Below are 19,740 nucleotides of genomic sequence, written 5' to 3' on the forward strand. Positions count from 1 at the left end.
CGGTTCACACACTGCCAGGCCGGCGAGCCGATGGGGCGGGCTTGCGTGTTCAGGGACGCACTCGCCTGGTCTCGTACGCCCAGATGGCGATCTGGACGCGGTTGCGGGCCCCGATCTTGTTCATGAGGCTCGCGAGGTGGAACTTCACCGTGCTGAGGCTGATGTGGAGCTCGTCGGCGATCTCGGAGTTGGTCAGGCCCTGGGCAACGGTCAGCGCGACCTCCTCCTCCCGGTCGGTCAGGGCGACGAGTGGCCCGGTGCGCTTCGAGGAGGACGCGGAGTCGGCGAAGCAGGTGAGCAGGCGGGCGGTGACGCTCGGGGCGATGAGGGCGTCGCCCTCGGCGGCGGCGTGGACGGCCTGGACCAGCAGGGCGGGGCCCGCGTCCTTGAGCAGGAAGCCCCTGGCACCCGCCTTCAGGGCGCCGCTGACGTGGTCGTCGGTGTCGAAGGTGGTGATGACGACCACGGCCAGCGGGTCCTCGACGTCGGGTCCCGCGAGCAGGCGGGTCGCCTCGACGCCGTCGAGGTGGGGCATCCGGATGTCGAACAGGCACACGTCGGGCCGCAGCCGGCGGGCGAGCGCGACGGCCTCGTTGCCGTCGGCGGCCTGGCCGACCACCTCGATGCCGGGCTGGCCGTCGAGGATCGTGGTCAGTCCCGCCCGGATGATGTCCTGGTCGTCGGCGATGATCACGCGGATGGTCATGCGAGGGCCTCCCGCCTCGGGATCACCGCGTGGACCGTCCAGCCGTGGTCGGGGCCCGGGCCCGCTTCGAGGGTTCCTCCGAGCAGCGTCACGCGCTCAGCCATGCCCACGAGCCCGTAGCCCGGCACGCGGGAGTTGGACAGGGCGCGCTCACCGTCGTCGCTGACGCTCAGCCGCACGGTGTCGGTGCCGCCGTCCACGAGGACGCGGACCCGGGTCGCGTGCCGCGCGTGGCGCTTCGCGTTGGTGATCGACTCCTGGGCGACCCGGTACAGCGCCGCCTCGACCGACGGGCGCAGGTCGTGGAGATCGCCGCACCGCTCGACGTCGATCCGCAGCCCCCGGTCCCCTTCCGCGGTGGCCAGGTCCTCGATGTCGGCCATGCCGCGGTGGGCGAACACCTCCGGCGCGCCGGTGCCCCGGCGGAGGGACCCGACCATGGAGCGCATCTCGGTCAGGGTGCGCGACGCCTCCCCCTCGATGACCTCGAGAGCCCTGGCGGCGCCGTCCAGGTCGCGTGAACCGGCCAGGAACCGTCCCGCCTGTGCCTGGATGGCGATGGCGGACACGTGGTGAGCCACGGTGTCGTGCAGCTCCCGTGCCAGCATCTCCCGTTCCTGGAACCGGATCCGCTCGAACCGCTGGGTGTGGACGATGTGCTGGGAGCGGACCAGGACGCCGAGCGCGGCGGGGAACAACAACACGACCAGGCCGCCGCCGGCGTCGACGACACCGGGGAAGTCGGTCGTCACGGCGACGAGCCACTCCAGCAGCACGACCGCCAGCCCGATCGCGGTCTGCCGCCCGGTTCCCCACCGGAACAGCGAGTACACGAGAACCACGACGAACATGCCGGCGTACGGGGAAAAGGGCTGACCGCCGACGAAGAACGCGGCCAGGTCGGCCACCATCAACCCGCCGAACCCGACCCCCAACGCGACGAGCGGGCGAACTCGCCGCCACAGCATCGTGAGCGCCAACGTCACCCCGAACACGACGCCTGCGGGGCGCCACACCATGTCGTCGCGCACGACGACCTCCGCCACCGCCGTCCCCGCCACCCCCGCGACGAGCACCCAGTCGCGCCACACGCGCACAGGTGGTCTCTCGCCGTCGGGCTCCATCCGCGGCCAGCCGGGCATTCTGCTCACCAGGCAGAGGATAGGGACTCGGACGACACCGCGGACCGCCCGAAGAGGCAGGTCCAGCCCTGGCCGAACGGCCAGGGCAACTCTGGCCGAGACCCCGGTGTGCCAGGAACCCGGCGCGATGAAACTGACCTCCTCGCCCAACAAGAGGAGCAGATCCCGTGACGAAGCCAAGGCAGTACCAGGACACCCCGGTCGACGTGAAGCTCGTGCTCAGCTCCCTGTGGGTCACGATGCTCTTCGTGTTCGCCTACGTGGACATCTTCGGGCTCTTCCGCGCTGACGTCCTCGACGCCGCGCTCGGCGGCAAGGTGGCGAACACGGCGTTCACGGTCAACCAGGGGTTCCTGATCGGCACCCTGATCTACATCCTGCCGCCGATCCTGATGGTGGTTCTGACGCTCCTGCTCAGACCACGGGTCAACCGCGCCGTCAACCTCGTCGTCAGCGCCCTCTACCTGGTCACCATCGTCGCTTCGTGCATCGGCGAGACGTGGGTCTACTACTTCCTCGGCAGCCTCGTCGAAGTGGTGCTCCTGGTCCTCATCGCCCGAACCGCCTGGAGGTGGCCGGCCGTCACGCCCTCCGTCAGAAGCCGGGAAACACGCGACGCAGGTCGTCGAGCGTGACGCTGCCCTCAACGGTGACGCCGGTGTCGTACGGCGCCTTGAGACGGCCGCTGACCAGGCGGACGAACGCCTCCTGCGGCCCGTTGAACGTCGCGGACGGTGCCTCGAGGTGGTCCACCACGGTGACGGCGTCGTCGATCACAAGCCCGGCGCCGGGAATCGCGACGGACACGGGCGCCGAGATCTCGGCGGGCTTCGCGAGGAAGCCCAGCAGGAACCCCATGGGCCCGGCCAGGAGGTCGACGAGCACAGCGGCCGAGTCGGCGTTCACCCCGGCGTGCTGGTCGAAGGCCGCGCGCACGTCCCAAGAGTGGTTGGCCACCTCGTTGAGCCGCATGCCCAGGGCGGTCAGCAGCGGGACCGGCTCCGGCAGGAAGCCGAGGTCGACGGTCAGCGACGAGCGCTGCTCGGGCGTGAGCGCCTCGACCATGTCGAGCCACCGGCCGTCGTGCTCGAGGAAACCCTCGGCCTGCGCGCGCGGCGCGGACCCGTCCCAGCGGGCCCAGATCGTCTGGTTGTCCTCGGCCTCCACGGCCTCCCCTGCGGCCCGGGCGATCGGCGCCCGGCCGATCTCGGCACCGCTGCCGAGGTGGGACAGGACCTGGGCGACGGTCCACTCCGACGCGCCGCTGGTGGTGGCCAGCTGTTCGTCGGTGAAGGTGCGGGCGAGGCCGGCGAGGACGTCGTGCTCGGCGCGCAGAACGGTGATCGTTCGGTCCACGAGTGGGGTCATGCCATCCCCAACTCCCGAACCCGCGCGTGTGTTCCTCTCCAGGTCTGCGGGGTCATGCCATGCCGCGGTCAGTGATCCGGATCTGTCGCGCAGGGCTGTGGCTGCGGCATCCGCGTCGAGAAGATGCGCGCGACGCCCTCGCGAACGGCTGTCCAGTCCGTCGCGGGTGCGCGCCGCAAGGCGGCAGCCAGTGATCCCGAACGCTGCGAGTGTTCGCGGCGGAGTTGCTCGAGGTCGAGGCGGATGTCCGGTCCCAGCCCGCCGGCCTCGATCTCGGCGATGCGCCGGTCCATCGCGGCGATCAGTTCCCGGTCGAACTCCTCCACGGCTCGCAAGAACATCTCGGTGGGCACACTCGCCCGTCCCTGCCTCGGCACGGCGCAGTCGAGCCCGCGCCCGGCGCGGTGCCGCCAGTCGACGGTGACCACGTCTCGGTCGGTGACCGATCGCCACCACACCACGTCCGGAGAGGCGAGGAGGTAGCCCGTGTACATGAAGTGGCCGCTGTACCAGTCGAGGGCGGCCTCCTCGTCCTCAGCGGCTGCCTCGTACCACGCGTCATGATCACTGGTCATGAGGTGGACGAGATCCGCGGGCACCGGTTCCAGCAGAGACGGCAACACTTCCTGGATGTCCTCCCACAGGCGGACGACGTAGTGGTCGACCGGTGAGGGCGACCCCGTGTCGCCGTCCGCCGGGTGGTGGAACAACCTGTGACCGTCCACTTCGATCCAGTACCAGCCGTCCGTCAAAGCGAACCAGTGCAGGGTGCGCTGATCACCCCAGGGCTCCACATCGGCCAGCGGTCTGAGACGGAACCTGAAACGGATCACCTCCGCAGTCTGTCCGCGGTCTCGGACAGGTGTCGAGCGATTTGCCCCTGCTGTCCCGCCTCCGGGCACGCCGAACCCAGCCTCGGACGCTGCCGGAGCGTCACTCACAGAAATGCGCGTTACGGAACACGGCCGGTGATCGCCACGATCTGGTCGAGCAACGTGGCGTCCGGCCCAACCGCCACCGGGGGACCCCACAGGGCCGGTACCGGGGCAACCGGGACGAACTCGGTCACGTGGTCGAAGCAGGCTCGCACCGTGTGCTCGGGCAGGTCGAAGGGCTGGCCAGTGGCTTTGGCGATGTCCCAGCCGTGCACGACCAGCTCGGTGAGCGCGATCTTGCCCCACACCTCGTTGGACAGCTCCAGCCCCGCCACGTCGGTCCTGCCCTGCCAGGCCGCCGGCTCGTCCCACGCCTCTCCCAGTGCGAGCACATGTCGAGCGACGCCGTCGCGCCAGCCAGGGCTGGAGTCCGCGCCCCCGGTGTCCGGCAGTTCGCCGGAATCCCGGCGTGCCAGCGCGGCCGAGCCCCGAGACACCAGGTCGACGTGGTCGATGAGATCGGCAACGGTGTATTCGGCGCAGGGGCTGGAACTCGTGAGCTGATCATCGGTCACGCGTTGCAACACCTCGACCATCCGATGGCAGGCCGGCTTCAGATCGATCACAGGTTTCCTCCACACATCCGGCAGACGCGGTCGGAATGCAGACCGTCGACAGGTCCGAAACTCATCGATCACATCACGGGCGCCGCCTCACCCCCAAGTGACCGTTCCAGCGCGTCCACCCCACAGCTGTCGGGCAGTCTTCGGGTCCCGAAGTGCGCTGTCATGCGGATGTGCGGACTTCGCAACGTTGAGCGATGCGTGTGCCCTTCGCATGGTCTGGCAGCGATTGGACTGGGACGTAGTCATGGACACCGACGCAGCGGCCGATTTCCGCCAGATGTTCGAGCAGACCCGCGAAAGGCGGGTCCGGGACTCGACGAACACCCAACCCGCAGTCCGCTCCGTGGTGCAGGTCGGCCTCCGAGCGGGAGACAGGCCTCTGCTCGGCCAGGAGGGCGGCCGTGACGTCGCAACTGGCCGTGCGTCATGTCCACTCCCGCGCCCAGTTTGGTGACACTGTGTAACACGATCTTGGTGGGTTACGACAGGCCACACATGCGCATTGCCGTTGCCACCATTCTGCTGTTGCTCACCGCCACCGCGTGTGGAACCACGCCGTCCTCGACGACCGCCGAGAGCACACCCGAATCACCGGCAGCGACCACCGCCGCGACGATCCAAACGACGGCACCGGCCGCAACGACCACGGCCGCGCCCGCACCGGCCACGAAGACCTGCACCGTTCCCAACGTCGTCGGCCTGGTCCACCAGACCGCGCAGGACACCATCCAGAAGGCCGGCCTGTTCCTCCTGGCCGAGGAAGACGCGAGCGGCCAGGGCCGACTGCTCATCAACGATCGCAACTGGAAGACCACGAAGCAGAACGTCGCGGCTGGCACGGTCGTCGACTGCAACACAAAGATCCTCCTATCCGCCGAAAAGATCGACTAGCGGCGAAATGTCCACTTCCGCGGCAAGTCAGGTGACTCGTTGTGACGATGCCGGGGGCCTCTGCGACAGGCCGACCAATGCGTTTCGTTCCCGCACTGACCCTGCTCGTCACGTTCGTGGCGGGGTGCGCCGCTGCACCAGTAGCGTCGACTTCTTCGTCGTCTGTTCCGAACCCGAGCCTCAGCCCTGCGCCGACCTCGAAGTCGACGGCCGCGCCGAGCCCGAGCCTGACTCTGCGGGAGTTCATCCCGCAGAAGATCGGCGAGCAGGGCGGTCTGAACTGCCAGACCGAAGCGTCGTGCGGGCTGAAGTTCGTGGTGGAGAGCATCGAGACCAACCCCGCCTGCGGCCAGTACGGCACGAAAGCCGACGCAGGCAGCAAAACGGTGGTGCTGCACGTGTCGATGTCGCCGTGTCACCTACTCGCACAGCAGACCGTTTCGCTGTTACCGATGACTTGCTTGATGGCAGCCCAGCCAGAGACTGATTCCGGAGTGCCAATGTTCTTGCGACTATTCCGATCCTGCGTTTCGGCTGCCTCAGCAGCGGTGGTCTTGGCGGGGTGCAGCGGACAACCAGCGGCCGCACCTGCAGGTCTGACAACCACAACCGGGTCGACAACGACGGCGGAGACGGCGGCCACTATTACGACCACCTCACCCCCCTCCCGGGCGCCGCATGGTCCGCTGCTGGCGACCTGCACCGCGACCGCAGTAACCTTGTCCACTCTGGACCCCGCCACCGGTGTGTCCGCCTCCATCGCCGAGTTCAGCGCCGCGAACTCCTCCGTGGGCGCCACGACCGGCCCCAAGACCACGTGGAGCGTGTGCGCTTCCGGCACCACGCTGTCGTCTTACTTTGCCCGCCAGGTGTTTACCCCCGATCTTGACCGCATGGCGGTCAACCTGCGCGTCAGCGAGACCAACAGCACTCACGTCGGCTGGATCGACGCCACGAACGGCACGATGACTGACCTGACAGCCCTGCTGGCGGGAACGGGCGGGGGTTTCACTGCTCAGCCGCAGCACTCCAACGCCGTGTTCAACCAGGACGGCAACTTCGGATACTTCGACAAGACCACCAACGAGTTCGTATGGATCAACCCAGACACCAAGGCCAAGCTGCGCTCGCAGAAAGTTGAGAATACGGTAGGCAAAGTTCTTGTGATGCCAGATGGATCGGTGAGCAGCAACTCCAGCGGCCTGGACCGCGGCATGGTGCTCACGATCCCGATGCCGGTCGGCGGTGTGCTCGACTCCGCCAGTTCCAGCCCGGTCGTCTGGGTTGTCGACAAGTCGCGGGGCCTGCAGATCGGCGCGCCGGTCAATGCACCCAACACTCTTGGCATCAAGCTCGCGGGCCCGGACGACCCCTCGACCGAGGGCCAGATGGTCCCTATTACCCCGCGCACCGACTACGTGATCCGCTCCGCGGTGTCCGACCCTCAAGCCAAGACCGCGATCTTCACCGCCGAACGGGGCAAGACCCTGGACGTCTTCCAGGTACCGCTCGACGGCTCCGCACAGCCCGCCAAGGTCACCACGCTTCCCCAGACACAGCACTCAGTCGCCTTCATCGGCTGGAAGTAGGGGGCCTCACCCTTCTACATCGGCGCCAAGGGACACCGACTGGCCTCCCGGTTGCTTCTCCATCAACACCGACGCGGGCTGCGGAATCAAGACCATGATCGTGGTGCGGCGAGTGGACGCTGATCATCTGCATGCGCCTTCAGGGAATGCTCCTGACAACGGCGACCCCGCAACGTGCGTGCTGCGGTCGACCGCGAACTCACGCACGGCATTCCGCCGCTTACGTCGTTGACGACGTACTGACCATCCTGCGATGAGGCCGCTCCGGACACCCTCATCACGTAGGGGAACGAGGTGCCAGTCTCCACTTGCCGAATTAGCCGAATGCGGCCGAACAGACCCAGGCCGGGGCAGCCCTGGTCAACCGGCCGCCGCCTCGTCAGGGCGCGGGCGTTGTCGGCGTTGTGCCGGTAGTGCGCCACAAGGCGATGAAGTGCTTCTTGCCGTTCGTCCGTGTCGACCTGTTCGGCCTCGTAGTCGCGCATGAGGTCGTGGCCTTCAGTCGCAACAATAGCCGGAAGAGCTTTCTGTTCGTATCGTTGCGAACGTCCTGTCATGCTGCCGAGTGCACGTGACTGCCTCAAGCGAGACCCCGCTGATGGATCTTGGGAGCACGGCCGGGGAGCAGATTGCGAGCAACTCCGTGCGTCGAACGCCCCAGACCAGTCCTCAATGGACTTGAACGGAACCGCGCCAACCTGCCGGAGTCCTGTTTCCGCAGTTCAGCGCGGCATCGGTGCCATAGTTCATAGAGAAGGAGTCCTTGAACCGGCCTGAGCTGGGGGCCTCGTCCGTTCGTTCAGCGAGCCTGCATCAAATTGCGAAACGCGGACGTAGGCCGTTGGCTTGTCGCCCACCAGCTTGCACCTTGGCCGAAGGGGCATCCCCGCACCTCAACCTCGAGCACCTCGGCAGCGCCCGCTTCCGGCTCACCAACACAAGACAGGCACGCGCTGAACGAGCATCCGACCGTGCCGATGAGCGATCACGCGGTCGACGTCGTCGTAGCAGAGTCGGCATGCTGTGTTGATGCGACAAGTCACGGTGCTCGGAAGCTGTGGCGCCTATCCGGAACCGGGCAGGGCCTGCAGCGGGTTCCTGGTGGAATGGGACGGCTTCCGCCTCGTTCTCGACCTCGGTTACGCCACCCTGCCGCGGCTGCTGAGCCACTGCCCCGACGGTGCCCTGGACGCCGTCGTCATCACCCACGAACATCCCGACCACTGCATCGACCTGCACGGGTTGTTCCGGATGCGCTTCTACGGAGGAAACGGCGCCAGGCTGCCGTTGTACTGCACACCAGGCGTGCTGAGCCGTCTCAGCGGTCTGGAACCGGAGGCCGACCTGCACACCGTGTTCGACGTCCACGAGCTGCCCGGAACGCACAGCATCGGCCCGTTCGAGCTCACGGGCGTCCTGCTACCCCACTACGTGCCCAACGTCGGTGTCCGCCTGCAGAACGCCCAGATCGCGCTCGCCTACACCGGCGACACCGGGCCCGACCCTCTGCTGGCCGAACTCGGTCGAGACACCGACCTGTACATCGTTGACGCCACCGACAGGAAAGGCGAACTGCAACAGCCCCACCGCAACCTGCTCTCCGCCGAGGAAGCAGGGCACTGGGCCACCCGGGCCGGCACGCGCAGACTGATGCTCACCCACTTCTGGCCCGGCACCGATCGGCCTGCCTCCGCGGCAACAGCCCGATCCACCTTCAACGGGGAAGTGCTCATCGCCGACGAGGACCTCGTCGTCCCACTCGACCCGATCTGATCCCCGGCCTTCGTTCCCCACACAGCTTTCCGGGTGGTTGAGCCCGATTTCTACACCTTGCTCGCCACCACCATGTAGTTCTCGGCCTCGGGGTTGAACGTGCTCATTTCCATCCGAAGTCCGACCCGGTGCAACTCGACTTCGAGTTCGTCGTACCGGTAGGGCCAGCACGACAGCAGTTCCGAGCGGACAAGAACCGACCCAGCCGCATCAACTTGCGCGACCGCGATCTCGATGTGGTGCTCCTCCTCCCAAAGCGGTGGAATCTCCCAGCGGTAGACCACGACGGCATCGCGACCGTTCCGGCGGACGAGTCGGTCCCTGATGTCCAGTCGGGAACCTCTGGCCCTCACGAGTTCCCATGTGCGGGAGGTGAGCACCAAGCGCCCGCCACGGCGCAGAAGCCGTGACATCGACTCCAGAGCAGCAACCCTGCCCCTAGCGCCCACGGCATGATGCAGCGAGTTGCCGACGCAGAACACCATGTCGAAGGTGCCGTCATCAAAATGGTCGGGCAACTCTTCCCAGGCCGCCCGCACTGTCCGGACAGATGCACCGAACTCCTCAGACAACTCCGCAGTCCGACGAACCATCGCTTCGCTGGCGTCGGTTGCGACAACCTGGATGCCGAGACCGGCGAGGCCAACCGCCAACTGTCCGGTTCCGCACGAGCAATCGAGGACGTGGGCGTTCGACGGCAGGACACTGAGGACGTCGTCGAACGACGCGGCGAACTCGGCCGGAGCCAGCTTCGCATCGGAGATGAGCCACTCGTACACCTCGGCAAGCGCGTCATAGCCCGTCAACTACTACCTCCGTCACGCGGCCACTCGCGGTGGCACATCAGCTGCGGTCAGCGGCGACCGCGCATCTCGGCCGCTACACCGACCCTCGTGCCCCTGCCTCCTGCGGTTGGACGGGCAATCGACCACGCTGTCCGCCTCGTTCTGGCGAGCCCTGCACCGTTGTTACTGACTTTTGCCACCGGCGTAGCCCAGGAACGGGTTCGTTTCCCGGGCCCAGCCGAGGAACCGCCTGCCATTGCCGCGTCGCATCGTTCCGGCCGGTGTGAAACGATCTCCTTCGAGCACTTGCAGGAGCCCTTCTACTGCGGGCACGAGCCGACTGCCGCGAAGCTCGGTGCCCAACTTCACCGCTAGCGACATCTGCACGCCGGGTTCGCAGAAGCTGAGCAGGAAGAGGGCTTGGCGCCATGCGTACGCGGTGTTCTTCACCTTGATCAGCGCGGCGTGCAGGTGGTCCGTGCGCTGGGCCTGCCTGCGCACGATCCAGCTGAGCGTCCGCCCCGCCAGTCCCGGCGCGTGTTCGCGCAGCTCCTCGGTCAGGTCCAGGGCGTCGACCAGCACGGCGAGGTTGTGCGTGGTCAGGATCTGGCTCTGTTCCAGCAGCATGCCGTTGGCCGCGGTGGAGCCACCGGTGGTGCCCGCCCGCTGCCGGCACAGCTCGGTGAAGTCCGCTGCTGTTCGCTTGCCCCAGCGCAGGACCGTGCGCTGCGGCTCGGACCAGTCCGCGGGCAGGTCGTAGTAGTTCGCGTAGAGCGTGCCGGACAGCAGACGGCTCGCCACGGCGGCGGCGTCGCGCCACTTGGTGGTGAACGTGCCCATGAAGATGTCCGCGGCCACCTCCTCCACGAGGGGCAGCTCCAGTTCCGCCTGCTTCGCCAGCGTCCTGATCTCGGTCACCAGCGGATTCGGCAGCAATGCGTGCGGGAACGCGGTGAGTGCCAGCATCGTGATCTGCCGCAGGGCGCGACGAGCGGCTGCGGCGTTGTCCGGCTGGGGTGACTTGAAGGAGGCGAGGGCTTGGACCCAGGGAAGCTCGGTGAACTGCACCTGATGCTCGAGGTTGAGCAGGAGCAGGCCGCGGCGGCGGCGGCGGAATGCCGTGTAGGTCTGCTCGTGCAGTCCCGCCACGACAGGGTCGTCGATCGCCGCGCTGAGCAGCCGCGAGGTGAGCTGCGGCAACACGGCCGCCAGCGTTTCCCCTGAGGTGATCACGCCGAGGCGCACCAACTCGTCCGCGGGCGCTTCGAGCGCCCGCGCCGCCTTGTGCACCAGACGGTCCGGCATCGTTGTGCCGCAGGGAATCTCGGCGGTCGTCTCGGCTTCGGACACCGCGGCCGTCGCGACGTCGAGCGACGGCAGACCGCCGTCAGCCGGGAACCGGTCCAGCCTGGACGCGAGCACACGGGCCAGCGCGGCATTCGTCGGCGTCATGACGGTCGCCGCTCGAGCGGCGTGCCACGCGCCGCGTTGTTCTGTCTCCGGGGCTCCCCGGCGGCTCACCGTGTTCGCGATGGCACGGCGGATCCAGCCCACCTCCCGCGCGGTGAGCCCGAGGCTGCCGTGAGGGCAGGCCTCCAGCGCGCGACGCAGTCTCGCGAAGTTGTTCTTCGGGTTGGTCTGCCTTCCCGAGGGTGCCACGGTGCGGCACATGTCGGCGAAGTCCGCGAGCCACTGGGCCCTGGCCGCCGTCCAGTCCGCGGGCCACGTCCGGCACGGCCAGCCGCCGTGCACAGATCCGTCCTCTCCGAGCCGCGGCAGCTCACCGTCGACGGTGCGGCACCACAACGCCACCAGCCGGTCGTACAGCGGATCCCACACCGTCACCGCGGCGCGCATCTTCGCAAGTTGTGCAGGCACCCGCACGGCACGCAGGGACGCGGCGGCATCCCGCACCGAAGCCAGCCTGACGGCGGAGTCCGACGGCCGGGCAACCGGTTCGAAGCGCGGCGTCAACCGCAGCCGGTGCATCAGCGGCCGCAGCTCGGCGACCAGATCGAGAGCCTGCTCCGGAAAACCCCGGTCCAGAAGCAAGGCAACCACGGGCAGCGCCGCGTCCTCGGGCACCTCGACCCGGAAATGCCCGGCGCGGACCGCGTCCAAGAGCTCGGCCTGACCGGCGTCGCCGAGGTACCACAGGTTGAGCCGTTCCCGCTCGTTGCCGCCTGGAACCTCGTCCGGGAGGGAAGCGACGCGGGCGGTCTCGTCTTCGGACAGCGGCACCTCGGCCAGGTACCTGCCGGTCGCGAAGCCACCGTGCGCGACCTCGAGCGTCACCCACGCCGGGGTGTCCGCGACCGGGGTGCGGGAACCGACCGCAAGCGCGCCGTCGGCCATTCCGCTGACGACGTCCTCCCAGCGCCGCACCTTCCGCAGCGCCCGCTCGCGGTCGGCCTCGGTGCCCGCGGAGATCGCCGCGGCCAACGCCCGCGCCAACTGACCGGTGGCGTAACCCGGCGAAGCGGTGTGGATCTGGTCGGACACAGCGGACTCCACGGTTCGTCGGACATGGAGGCGGGAATCGAACCCGCGCCCTCCCCGTCCCGAGCGGGGTGATCTACCACTGATCTACTCCATGATGCGCGCGAATCGTATCGATCACGCACACCGGCCGCTCTCGAATTACCAGACGTCCGGTCATGCCGCGGAGCGGTCGCCAAGGTGGGCTGGTAGGAAACAGCAATGGAAACGAGGCGGTTCGTTGCGCCGGTGGCCGTGGGTGTCGTCGCCGCAGCCGTGTTCGGGGCCTGGGGGTTCACCACGCGGCACTCCGCGACCGCCGATGTCGTCGAGGGCTGGGCGATGCCGAACGCGAGCGGGACGGCGATCGCATTGCACAACAGCGACGACACCCGTGACGGTGGCTACATCATCGTCGGCGCGTCGTGGGCCGGCCGGGACAACGTGTGGCACGACGGTACGGACGGGCCCGCTTGTGTCGGTACCGACACTGCCGTGAAGACACGTGTGCGGTTGGGCATCGTGGATGTGGAGGCCCACCAGGAGGGGGTCGCCGGACCGCGTGTGGTGTGGTTGCGCTGCCTCGAGTAGGCCCCTTGCCCTACATGGCCATAGCTTGCCTGTGAACAGCCCCAGAACGCGCCCTCACGCCGATGAGCGGACAATGTGCTCGGCTCGCGGTCAGGAGTCCAGACCGAGCACCAGCTGCGGAGCCGGGATGCTGTGGTCGTCGCGAATCGGCCGCACCGCCGTCCCCACCGCGAAGAACTCCGTCACGTGGCCGGACCAGCTGTGGTTGTGCTGCAACAACTGCACGCCAACGATGCCCTCCGCCTCCAGGGCCGTCGCCTCCGCCTGCATCCGTTCCATGGCGAGTTCCCTCGCCGTGTAGAGGCCTTGGGTGAACGCGGGCAGCTCGGCGTTGCGGCCCAGGCTCTTCACGACGGCACCGACCTTCCGATGCGCTACGTGGTAGACGCACGTGCCCATCACCATGCCGGACGGTGCGTACCCGGCCTGCAGCAACGTCCAGAATTCCTGCCCGGACAGGTCCGAGGTGAACGGCTTTCCCTCGTGGTTGCGCCAGTTCCCGCCGTCCGCCGCCTTCACCGCGGTGCCTATCGCGCTGAACTCGGCGACGTGCCTCCCCCACTCCTTGAGCTCGACCTTGAGCCGCACGCCGACGATGCCGTCCGCGCCGAGCACCTCCGCCTCGGCTTGCATGCGGGTCATCGCGAGTTCCCGCGCGTGGTACATCGCCTGCGAGAGGACGTCGAGCTCCTGGTTGGCGTTCCAGCGCCGGAACTGCGTGCCGACGTGGTAGATCGACACGCCGAGCACCAGCCCCAGGGGCCGGAAACCCGCCTGCCGCACCAGCAGGAACTCGTTGACGGACAGGTCGGACGTGAAGATCCCCTTGCCGCCGGGCTGGAGCTGGCGGAGTCTCTTCATCGCCTCGGTGGACAGCTCGACGCTCATCCGGATCCCCCTTCGTGCAACGGCATGATGGTCAGTGGCGGCCGCGAGGCCAGCCGGAACCGCGCGATCGCGGTGCCGGCGATCAGCACCCGCGCTTCGACGTCGGTGCCGTGTTCACCGCTTCCGCACTCCTCGTTGCCGACCCACGTGCTCATGTCGTCGACCACGACCTCCTCCGCGCTCTGGCGAAGCGCGTCGTCGTGTAACGCGCGCCGTGCGGTCACCATCGCGTGGGTGAGTGTCTCGGTGTGCTCGGGTTGTTCGTCTCCCTGCGGACGTCTCCTGCTGAGATGGCCGCGGACGGTGGCCGGTCCGACGACGACTCCCACCGGTACCCACCCCGCGGACATGAGGGCAGCGAACTCCCCGTCCCCGACGTGCGCGGTGAACGGCAGTGCGGGGTGCATCTCGCCGTCCGCGCGGACAGCCGTGCCCGACGCGGTGAACTCGACCAGGCGCCCCAGCTTCTGCTGTGACAGACGCACGCCGATCACGCCGTCGCCGCCCAGGACCGCGCAGTGCTCCCGCAACCGGGCGAGCGCCGACGTCCAGCCCTGGTACCGGAGCGCGCCCGCGGCCGTGTCGGGGTAGACCTCGAAGCCGTCCCGGTTCCGCCCGCACGGCGGTGGCGGAGCGCCGGTCTCGAACACCGAGGTGCCGCTCGACGGGCCGAGCGGGGTGAAGCCGACCGGCCGCAGTGCCGCGATCTCCTTCACCGCGGATCCGGCAGCGTGATGCGGCGCAGCAGTTCCGCGGCCTCGGCGTGGTGCGCCGCGTACGACGTCAACGCGCCCGCGAGCTCACGGCACCACGCGTCGATCCCGACCTCCGAGGTGCTCAGCACGATGCCGCGCGATTCGTGGACGATCTGTGCGCCCACCGCGGCGCCGACCGACTTCCTGCGCAACGTGAACCGGCGGTCCCCCACCCGCACGGTCACCGCGAGCACCGGGCCGTCGGCCCGCCGCAGCACGCCGTTCTTCCGCCGCACCTCGACCATGTCCGGCGGCAGCGCCTCGGACAGCGTGTTCACCAGGAAGCCCGCGTACAGCGCCAGGTCCGCGCTGCGGGTCCGCAGGCTCGCTGCGAGCGCTTCCACATCCCAGTCCGGCAACCTGCCCCCAAGTGCGGATCGATGTCCCCGGATCGTATCCGTCACCACACCGCTGGAGGCATCACCCAGTCGTCGCAGGCGGGGTGGGCGCGGCGGGCTAGGTGGACACTGCGCGCGCTCTCACGAACAAGATGTGCAGGCGCCATCGCATTTGCTCCATAAGGGACACTTGCATCATGGCGTTGCAGGATCTCGGCGCGGAGGTGCGCCGGTTGCGCGAATCCGCGGAGCCCACCGCGATCGGGTTGCCAGCCGGTCGGCGGCGGGCTCGTGGCGTGCGGCGGGAGGAGCTCGCCGAGCTGGCCGGGGTGTCGGCGGACTACGTGCGGCGGCTGGAACAGGGTCGGCGGCACCCGTCGGCGGCTGTGGTGAACGCGATCGCCCGCGCGTTGCGCGTGGGGCCGGCCGAGTACGAACGGCTTTGCGCGCTGGCGGGTTATGCCGCGGCGGACGGGCGGGTGCCGCGGGCGGCCGGGTCCGCCTCGATGCGGTTGCTGGAGCGGTTCGCCGACACCCCCGTGTTCCTGACTGATGCGGCGTGGAACGTCGTCGCCGTCAACGGTGCGTGGACGGCGTTCGGCGCGGGAGCGTCCAACCGGGAGGCCCGGGACTGGAACGTCGCTTGGCGCACGTTCTCGCACGCCCACCGGGAGATCAGCCGCGACGACGACCACGCGGCCGCGTTCCGGGCGACGCTCGCCGGCCGGTTGCGCAGCACGTCCCTGCGTTATCCCGGTGACGAGCCGCTCGCTGAGCTCGTGGACGAGTTGCGCACCACGAGCCGTTCGTTCGACAGCCTGTGGCGTGCGCCGAGAATCGTTGCCGACTACGGGAATCGGGCCGTGTTCCGGCATCCGGGCGTGGGTGACATCGCGCTCGACGGCACTTTGCTGCAGGTGCCCGGCGACGACCTCCAGGCCGTGATGCTCACCGCCGCTCCGGGGTCGGCCGACGCGGGACGGCTCGGCGAGGTCGTTCGCGCCTTCACCGGGCCCGCCGTCGTCAGGGTGGGACAAGCTGGCCCAGGCTGACCGGTCCTCGGGCGGCGATCCTGGGGCCCATGTTGATCAACCTGGGCCTGGGCCTGGCGGGGCGGCTGGCCGCGGGGCGGGCCGGGGCGTTGGTGGGCAGGGACTTCGAGCGGTCGGTGCTCGACCGGATGTTGTCCGGGGTGGCCGGTGCTCCGCTCGTGGCGTACGTCCACGGTTCCGGCGGCATCGGCAAGTCCTCGCTGTTGCGCTACGCGGCCGCGCGGGCGGAGTTCGCCGGTCGTGAGGTCGTGCGGGTCGACGGGCGGTTGCTGAACGCCGATCCGCGTCGCATGGAGGACACCGCCGCGCTGGCGTGCGTCGAACCCGGTGTGGTGCTCCTCGTCGACGCTTTCGAGCACTCCCAGCGACTTGAGTCGTGGTTGCGCGACACCTTCCTGCCAAGGCTCGCGGAGGGGACGGTCGTCGTGCTCGCGAGCAGGATCGCCGCCGACGCCGAGTGGACGCTCGATCCCGGCTGGGCGCAGGTGTTCACCGCTCTGGCACTGCGACCGCTCGACGCCGTCCAGTCCGAAGCCCTTCTCGCCGCGCGGAACGTCGCACCGGACCGTCGCGCGGGCATCCTCGCCTTCGCGGGCGGGAGCCCGCTCGCTCTCTCCCTCGCCACCTCGGCACCGACCGGTGAAGTGCTGACCACCCTGGTGGAGCGGCTCGTGGGTGATCTGCCGGGTGGAGCTCACCGGCGCGCCCTCGACGTCCTCGCGCAGGCTCATGTCACGCGTGAGGAACTGCTGCGCGCGGTGCTCGGCGACGAGGACGCCGCGACGGCGTTCTCCTGGCTGCGGCGGCAGCCCTACGTCGAGACCACGCCCCACGGACTGCGTCCCCATGTCGCGGTGCGGTCCGCGCTCGCAGCCGATCTGCGGTGGCGGGACCCCGAGCGCTACGAGGAAGTCCGCACGCGCCTGTCGGTCGCCTGCCTGAACGCGGTGCGCCGGGCCGCCGAGGCCGACGCACCGCAGCGCGCCGCGGAGTGGATGTTCCTCTTCCGCGACCAAGCCGACCCGCGCGAGCTGTACGACTGGCAAGACCTCGCGGACATCGAGGACACGCCTCTCGGTCCCGCCGACCCGGTGATCGCGGCGTTGTGGGAGCACGTCGAGACGGCCGCTCCCCTGCGTGAGGGTGAGCACCTGGGCGTCCGCCGCACCGTCGCGACCGAGATGCGGAGTTCGGGACGGGAGGTGGTGGCGGTGGAGGTCGACGGGCGAACGCAGCACGTCTTCAGCAAGGACTGGCGGCGGCAGCCCGGAGAGCAGTGGGTCGAAGACGGGGTTCATGCCGCCGCGCCCACGGCCTCGTGGGGCCCGGAAACGGCCGATCTCCTGCCGCGCAAGGCGTTCGAGGAGGGCGTGCTCGAAGCACTGCGCACGTGGCGTGCTCCCCGCGAGTTCGCCACGAGCGTCCTGCTGAGGTCGCACCTGGTGCCACCGGAGTCGGCCGATCCCGTCGCGGACCTGCGCGACCGCATCACGTCGGCCCTCGACGCGCTCCGGGTCGACGCCGCCGGCGTCAAGGCGCACGACACCCTCGTCGCCACCTACATCTCCGCCTCCAGCACCCACAAGGCGACCGCGCGACGGCTGGGCGTGCCCTACGGCACCTACCGGCGCCACCTCGCCCTGGCCAAGGAGCGGCTCGTCGCCCATCTCCTGGCGAGGTGACGTCAGCTCCTGCGACGGCGAGGCGCAGCCGAACGCGGCGGCGTCGACCGCATGTGGTCGCGCACCGGCGCCAGCAGTGCCGCGAGGGTGTGCACGTCGTCGCGCGACAGCGGTTCGAAGAGCAGCCCGCTGACGACCTCGACGTGCCCCGGCAACACCGCCGCGAGCAGCTTGCGTCCGGCGTCGGTGATGGTGACCGTGACGCTCCGTTCGTCGTCGGCGGACGGCGAACGTTCGACCAGTCCCGCCTTCTCCAGCAGCCCCACCTGGTAGGTCAGGCCGCTGCGGCTGTAGACGACGCCGTCGGCCAGATCGGTCATGCGGTGGCTGCCCGTCGGCGAGTCCCCGAGCCGCGCCAGCAGCTGGAACTGCACGTAGCTCAGGTCACCGGCTTCCTTCAGCTGCTGCTCGACCGCGTGGCGCAGCAGGCTCGTCACCTCGACGAGGGCGAAGTAGGCGCCGAGCTGCACGGGGTCGAGCGACGGCGGTGAGTCGGACATGATCGCATCCTACTGCTTCGAATTCGAAGGAGCGCTCGGACAACTCCGCGCCGGGCAGAGCGCGGGTTGAGCAGCGCTGGACACAGGTGGGCACCGCGGGACGTGGCGGCTGAGCAGCGGCGCACACCAGGGTCTCCAGGCAGGAGGACGGCACCGCCGTCCCACCGACCCCGAGGACGACCTTGAGCATCCCCCACCTCTCCCAGCGGGAGGACCAGCAACAGCTCGAATGGATCGGCGGGAGCGTGTTCAGCGTCCTGCTCGACGCCGAGGCGACCGGAGGTCAGCTGACCGTCGGGCGCTTCGACGCCGGTCTCGGCGAGGCGCCGCCGTGGCACATGCACAACAACGAGGACGAGGTCTTCCTCCTGCTGTCCGGCTCCGCGCTGGTGTGGGCGGGCGACGAAGAGCACGAGCTGCGCGAAGGCGGCATCGTCTTCCTGCCTCGCAGCATCCCGCACAGCTACCGGATCACCTCCGAGAAGGCCGACCTGCTGCTCATCTCGACTCCGGGCGGACTGGAGAAGATGTTCCGCCACGCCGGGCGCGACCTGCGCGAACCGCGTCCCGAGGGGTTCGAGATCCCGCTCTCGCTGCTCGCGGAGGCCGCGGAGATCTCCGGCAACGTCCTGCTCGGCCTTTCCCGCTGACCCCGGACCTCCAGTGCCGCACGTCACTTTGCTTCGAATTCGAAGCAGGTCTACCGTCAGCTTCAGGTGCTTCGAGTTCGAAGCAAACAACAAGGGAGAGTTGCCATGAAGGCAGTGCGTTTCCACGAGTTCGGCGGCCCCGAGGTCCTGCGGTACGAGGACGTGGAGCAGCCCGTCGCCGGAGCCGGTGAGGTCCTGGTCCGCGTCGCGGCCACCACGTTCAACCCCGTCGAGGGCAACATCCGCCTGGGCGTCATGCAGGGCCCGATCCCGGTCGAGCTGCCGCACACCCCCGGTCTCGACGTCGCCGGCACGGTCGACGCCCTGGGCGAGGGCGTCGAGGGCTTCGCGGTCGGCGACGAGGTCGTCGGCTTCCTGCCGATGACCAAGCCCGGCGCGGCGGCCGAGTACGTCCTGGCACCGGCCACCGCCCTGACCCCGGCTCCCAAGGGCGTCCCGCTGGCCGACGCCGCCGCGTTGCCGCTGGTAGGTCTCACCGCCTACCAGGCGCTGTTCGACCACGGTCAGCTGAAGGCAGGGCAGCGCGTGCTGGTCAACGGCGCGGGCGGACCGGTCGGCGGCTACGCCGTCCAGCTCGCCAAGGAGGCCGGTGCCCACGTGATCGCCACGGCCAGCCCGCACAGCGCCGAGGCCGTGCGGACCGCCGGCGCCGACGAGGTCGTCGACCACACCACCACCAGCGTGCTCTCGGCGGTGACCGAGGAGGTCGACCTCGTGCTCAACCTCGCGCCGGTCGACCCGGCGGTCCTGGCCGGGCTGGTCACGGTGGTCCGTCCCGGCGGAGCCGTCGTCAACACGACGATCTGGATGCCCGCGCCGGCCGACGAGGACCGCGACGTGCGCGGCGTCAACCTCTACGTCCGCAGCGACGCCGAGCAGCTGGCGAAGCTCGTGGCGCTGGTCGACTCCGGCGACCTGCGGATCGACGTCGCCCAGCGCGTGCCGCTGACCGAACTGCCCGCGATCCACGCCCAGGCCGCCTCAGGCGCGGTCCGCGGCAAGGTCGTCTTCGTCGTCTGACAACCCGCCA

The 19,740-nt window shown here is 69.1% G+C and carries 20 protein-coding genes and 1 tRNA gene; 9 read left to right on the forward strand and 12 right to left on the reverse strand.

The window, feature by feature from the left end; genetic code table 11:
• Positions 1 to 49: 49 nt before the first annotated feature.
• Together ORI60_RS43975 and ORI60_RS43980 are read right to left on the reverse strand one after the other, a co-directional pair.
• Positions 50 to 706 (reverse strand): response regulator, encoded by a 657-nt coding sequence (locus ORI60_RS43975; RefSeq protein WP_266043937.1) that lies wholly within the window; start codon positions 704 to 706, stop codon positions 50 to 52.
• A complete protein-coding gene (locus tag ORI60_RS43980; RefSeq protein ID WP_266043959.1) occupies positions 703 to 1,848 on the reverse strand; it encodes a sensor histidine kinase in 1,146 nt (381 codons plus the stop codon). Before ORI60_RS43980 ends, ORI60_RS43975 begins: the two co-directional genes overlap by 4 nt.
• A gap of 167 nt (positions 1,849 to 2,015) precedes the next feature.
• Between ORI60_RS43980 and ORI60_RS43985 the strand changes: the two genes are divergently transcribed.
• The gene (locus ORI60_RS43985) at positions 2,016 to 2,483 is read left to right on the forward strand and encodes a DUF6326 family protein (protein WP_266043938.1); all 468 of its coding nucleotides are present in this window, start codon (positions 2,016 to 2,018) and stop codon (positions 2,481 to 2,483) included.
• On the opposite strand, the gene ORI60_RS43990 is transcribed toward ORI60_RS43985, so the two are convergent.
• From ORI60_RS43990 to ORI60_RS44000, 3 genes are all read right to left on the reverse strand, one after another.
• Complete coding sequence (locus tag ORI60_RS43990) at positions 2,443 to 3,216, reverse strand: maleylpyruvate isomerase family mycothiol-dependent enzyme (RefSeq protein ID WP_266043939.1); 774 nt, start codon at positions 3,214 to 3,216, stop codon at positions 2,443 to 2,445. The two genes, ORI60_RS43985 and ORI60_RS43990, sit on opposite strands and share 41 nt — an antisense overlap.
• A gap of 68 nt (positions 3,217 to 3,284) precedes the next feature.
• Positions 3,285 to 4,049, reverse strand: coding sequence for a DUF5984 family protein (locus ORI60_RS43995; RefSeq protein WP_266043940.1), 765 nt, complete (start codon positions 4,047 to 4,049; stop codon positions 3,285 to 3,287).
• Between the two features lie 119 nt (positions 4,050 to 4,168).
• A complete protein-coding gene (locus tag ORI60_RS44000) occupies positions 4,169 to 4,717 on the reverse strand; it encodes a TIGR03086 family metal-binding protein (RefSeq protein ID WP_266043941.1) in 549 nt (182 codons plus the stop codon).
• 474 nt (positions 4,718 to 5,191) lie between these two features.
• Between ORI60_RS44000 and ORI60_RS44005 the strand changes: the two genes are divergently transcribed.
• From ORI60_RS44005 to ORI60_RS44015, 3 genes are all read left to right on the forward strand, one after another.
• Complete coding sequence (locus ORI60_RS44005) at positions 5,192 to 5,608, forward strand: PASTA domain-containing protein (RefSeq protein ID WP_266043942.1); 417 nt, start codon at positions 5,192 to 5,194, stop codon at positions 5,606 to 5,608.
• Between the two features lie 77 nt (positions 5,609 to 5,685).
• A complete protein-coding gene (locus ORI60_RS44010; RefSeq protein WP_266043943.1) occupies positions 5,686 to 7,197 on the forward strand; it encodes a hypothetical protein in 1,512 nt (503 codons plus the stop codon).
• Positions 7,198 to 8,226: 1,029 nt separating this feature from the next.
• Positions 8,227 to 8,970, forward strand: coding sequence for an MBL fold metallo-hydrolase (locus ORI60_RS44015; RefSeq protein WP_266043944.1), 744 nt, complete (start codon positions 8,227 to 8,229; stop codon positions 8,968 to 8,970).
• A gap of 50 nt (positions 8,971 to 9,020) precedes the next feature.
• Here ORI60_RS44015 and ORI60_RS44020 read toward each other — a convergent pair whose 3' ends face one another.
• The 3 genes from ORI60_RS44020 to ORI60_RS44030 all read right to left on the reverse strand — a co-directional run bounded on the left by ORI60_RS44020 (position 9,021) and on the right by ORI60_RS44030 (position 12,351).
• Positions 9,021 to 9,776 (reverse strand): class I SAM-dependent methyltransferase, encoded by a 756-nt coding sequence (locus ORI60_RS44020; RefSeq protein WP_266043945.1) that lies wholly within the window; start codon positions 9,774 to 9,776, stop codon positions 9,021 to 9,023.
• 162 nt (positions 9,777 to 9,938) lie between these two features.
• A complete protein-coding gene (locus ORI60_RS44025; RefSeq protein ID WP_266043946.1) occupies positions 9,939 to 12,257 on the reverse strand; it encodes a hypothetical protein in 2,319 nt (772 codons plus the stop codon).
• 22 nt (positions 12,258 to 12,279) lie between these two features.
• A tRNA-Pro gene (locus ORI60_RS44030) sits at positions 12,280 to 12,351 on the reverse strand.
• Between the two features lie 104 nt (positions 12,352 to 12,455).
• Here ORI60_RS44030 and ORI60_RS44035 point away from each other — a divergent pair.
• Positions 12,456 to 12,824: a hypothetical protein gene (locus tag ORI60_RS44035; protein ID WP_266043947.1), complete on the forward strand. Its 369-nt coding sequence runs from the start codon at positions 12,456 to 12,458 to the stop codon at positions 12,822 to 12,824.
• Between the two features lie 90 nt (positions 12,825 to 12,914).
• Here ORI60_RS44035 and ORI60_RS44040 read toward each other — a convergent pair whose 3' ends face one another.
• The 3 genes from ORI60_RS44040 to ORI60_RS44050 are packed head-to-tail and all read right to left on the reverse strand — an operon-like array spanning position 12,915 to position 14,811.
• Positions 12,915 to 13,712, reverse strand: a complete 798-nt coding sequence (locus ORI60_RS44040; protein WP_266043948.1) for a heavy metal-binding domain-containing protein — start codon at positions 13,710 to 13,712, stop codon at positions 12,915 to 12,917.
• Positions 13,709 to 14,428: a heavy metal-binding domain-containing protein gene (locus tag ORI60_RS44045; protein WP_266043950.1), complete on the reverse strand. Its 720-nt coding sequence runs from the start codon at positions 14,426 to 14,428 to the stop codon at positions 13,709 to 13,711. Before ORI60_RS44045 ends, ORI60_RS44040 begins: the two co-directional genes overlap by 4 nt.
• The gene (locus tag ORI60_RS44050) at positions 14,425 to 14,811 is read right to left on the reverse strand and encodes a hypothetical protein (protein ID WP_266043951.1); all 387 of its coding nucleotides are present in this window, start codon (positions 14,809 to 14,811) and stop codon (positions 14,425 to 14,427) included. The genes ORI60_RS44045 and ORI60_RS44050 overlap by 4 nt, the downstream gene beginning before the upstream one ends.
• 191 nt (positions 14,812 to 15,002) lie before the next feature.
• On the opposite strand from ORI60_RS44050, the gene ORI60_RS44055 reads away from it, so the two are divergent.
• Complete coding sequence (locus ORI60_RS44055) at positions 15,003 to 15,857, forward strand: helix-turn-helix domain-containing protein (RefSeq protein ID WP_266043952.1); 855 nt, start codon at positions 15,003 to 15,005, stop codon at positions 15,855 to 15,857.
• Between the two features lie 29 nt (positions 15,858 to 15,886).
• A complete protein-coding gene (locus ORI60_RS44060; RefSeq protein WP_266043953.1) occupies positions 15,887 to 17,539 on the forward strand; it encodes an ATP-binding protein in 1,653 nt (550 codons plus the stop codon).
• 2 nt (positions 17,540 to 17,541) lie between these two features.
• Here the strand turns inward: ORI60_RS44060 and ORI60_RS44065 are convergent, their stop codons facing one another.
• Positions 17,542 to 18,039, reverse strand: coding sequence for a MarR family winged helix-turn-helix transcriptional regulator (locus tag ORI60_RS44065; RefSeq protein ID WP_266043954.1), 498 nt, complete (start codon positions 18,037 to 18,039; stop codon positions 17,542 to 17,544).
• Positions 18,040 to 18,221: 182 nt separating this feature from the next.
• Between ORI60_RS44065 and ORI60_RS44070 the strand changes: the two genes are divergently transcribed.
• Positions 18,222 to 18,689, forward strand: coding sequence for a cupin domain-containing protein (locus ORI60_RS44070; RefSeq protein WP_266043955.1), 468 nt, complete (start codon positions 18,222 to 18,224; stop codon positions 18,687 to 18,689).
• A gap of 105 nt (positions 18,690 to 18,794) precedes the next feature.
• The gene (locus ORI60_RS44075; RefSeq protein WP_266043956.1) at positions 18,795 to 19,730 is read left to right on the forward strand and encodes an NADP-dependent oxidoreductase; all 936 of its coding nucleotides are present in this window, start codon (positions 18,795 to 18,797) and stop codon (positions 19,728 to 19,730) included.
• The last annotated feature ends 10 nt before the right edge of the window (positions 19,731 to 19,740 follow it).

Source organism: Lentzea sp. NEAU-D7 (genome assembly GCF_026242055.1).
GTDB lineage: Bacteria > Actinomycetota > Actinomycetes > Mycobacteriales > Pseudonocardiaceae > Lentzea.

Bases quoted from the DNA above. Each gene is read 5' to 3' on its own strand.
- ORI60_RS43975 (WP_266043937.1), bottom strand. From the start codon at position 706: ATGACCATCCGCGTGATCATCGCCGACGACCAGGACATCATCCGGGCG.
- ORI60_RS43980 (WP_266043959.1), bottom strand. From the start codon at position 1,848: ATGCCCGGCTGGCCGCGGATGGAGCCCGACGGCGAGAGACCACCTGTG.
- ORI60_RS43990 (WP_266043939.1), bottom strand. From the start codon at position 3,216: ATGACCCCACTCGTGGACCGAACGATCACCGTTCTGCGCGCCGAGCAC.
- ORI60_RS44010 (WP_266043943.1), top strand. From the start codon at position 5,686: ATGCGTTTCGTTCCCGCACTGACCCTGCTCGTCACGTTCGTGGCGGGG.
- ORI60_RS44015 (WP_266043944.1), top strand. From the start codon at position 8,227: ATGCGACAAGTCACGGTGCTCGGAAGCTGTGGCGCCTATCCGGAACCG.
- ORI60_RS44035 (WP_266043947.1), top strand. From the start codon at position 12,456: ATGGAAACGAGGCGGTTCGTTGCGCCGGTGGCCGTGGGTGTCGTCGCC.
- ORI60_RS44040 (WP_266043948.1), bottom strand. From the start codon at position 13,712: ATGAGCGTCGAGCTGTCCACCGAGGCGATGAAGAGACTCCGCCAGCTC.
- ORI60_RS44055 (WP_266043952.1), top strand. From the start codon at position 15,003: ATGGCGTTGCAGGATCTCGGCGCGGAGGTGCGCCGGTTGCGCGAATCC.
- ORI60_RS44060 (WP_266043953.1), top strand. From the start codon at position 15,887: ATGTTGATCAACCTGGGCCTGGGCCTGGCGGGGCGGCTGGCCGCGGGG.
- ORI60_RS44065 (WP_266043954.1), bottom strand. From the start codon at position 18,039: ATGTCCGACTCACCGCCGTCGCTCGACCCCGTGCAGCTCGGCGCCTAC.
- ORI60_RS44075 (WP_266043956.1), top strand. From the start codon at position 18,795: ATGAAGGCAGTGCGTTTCCACGAGTTCGGCGGCCCCGAGGTCCTGCGG.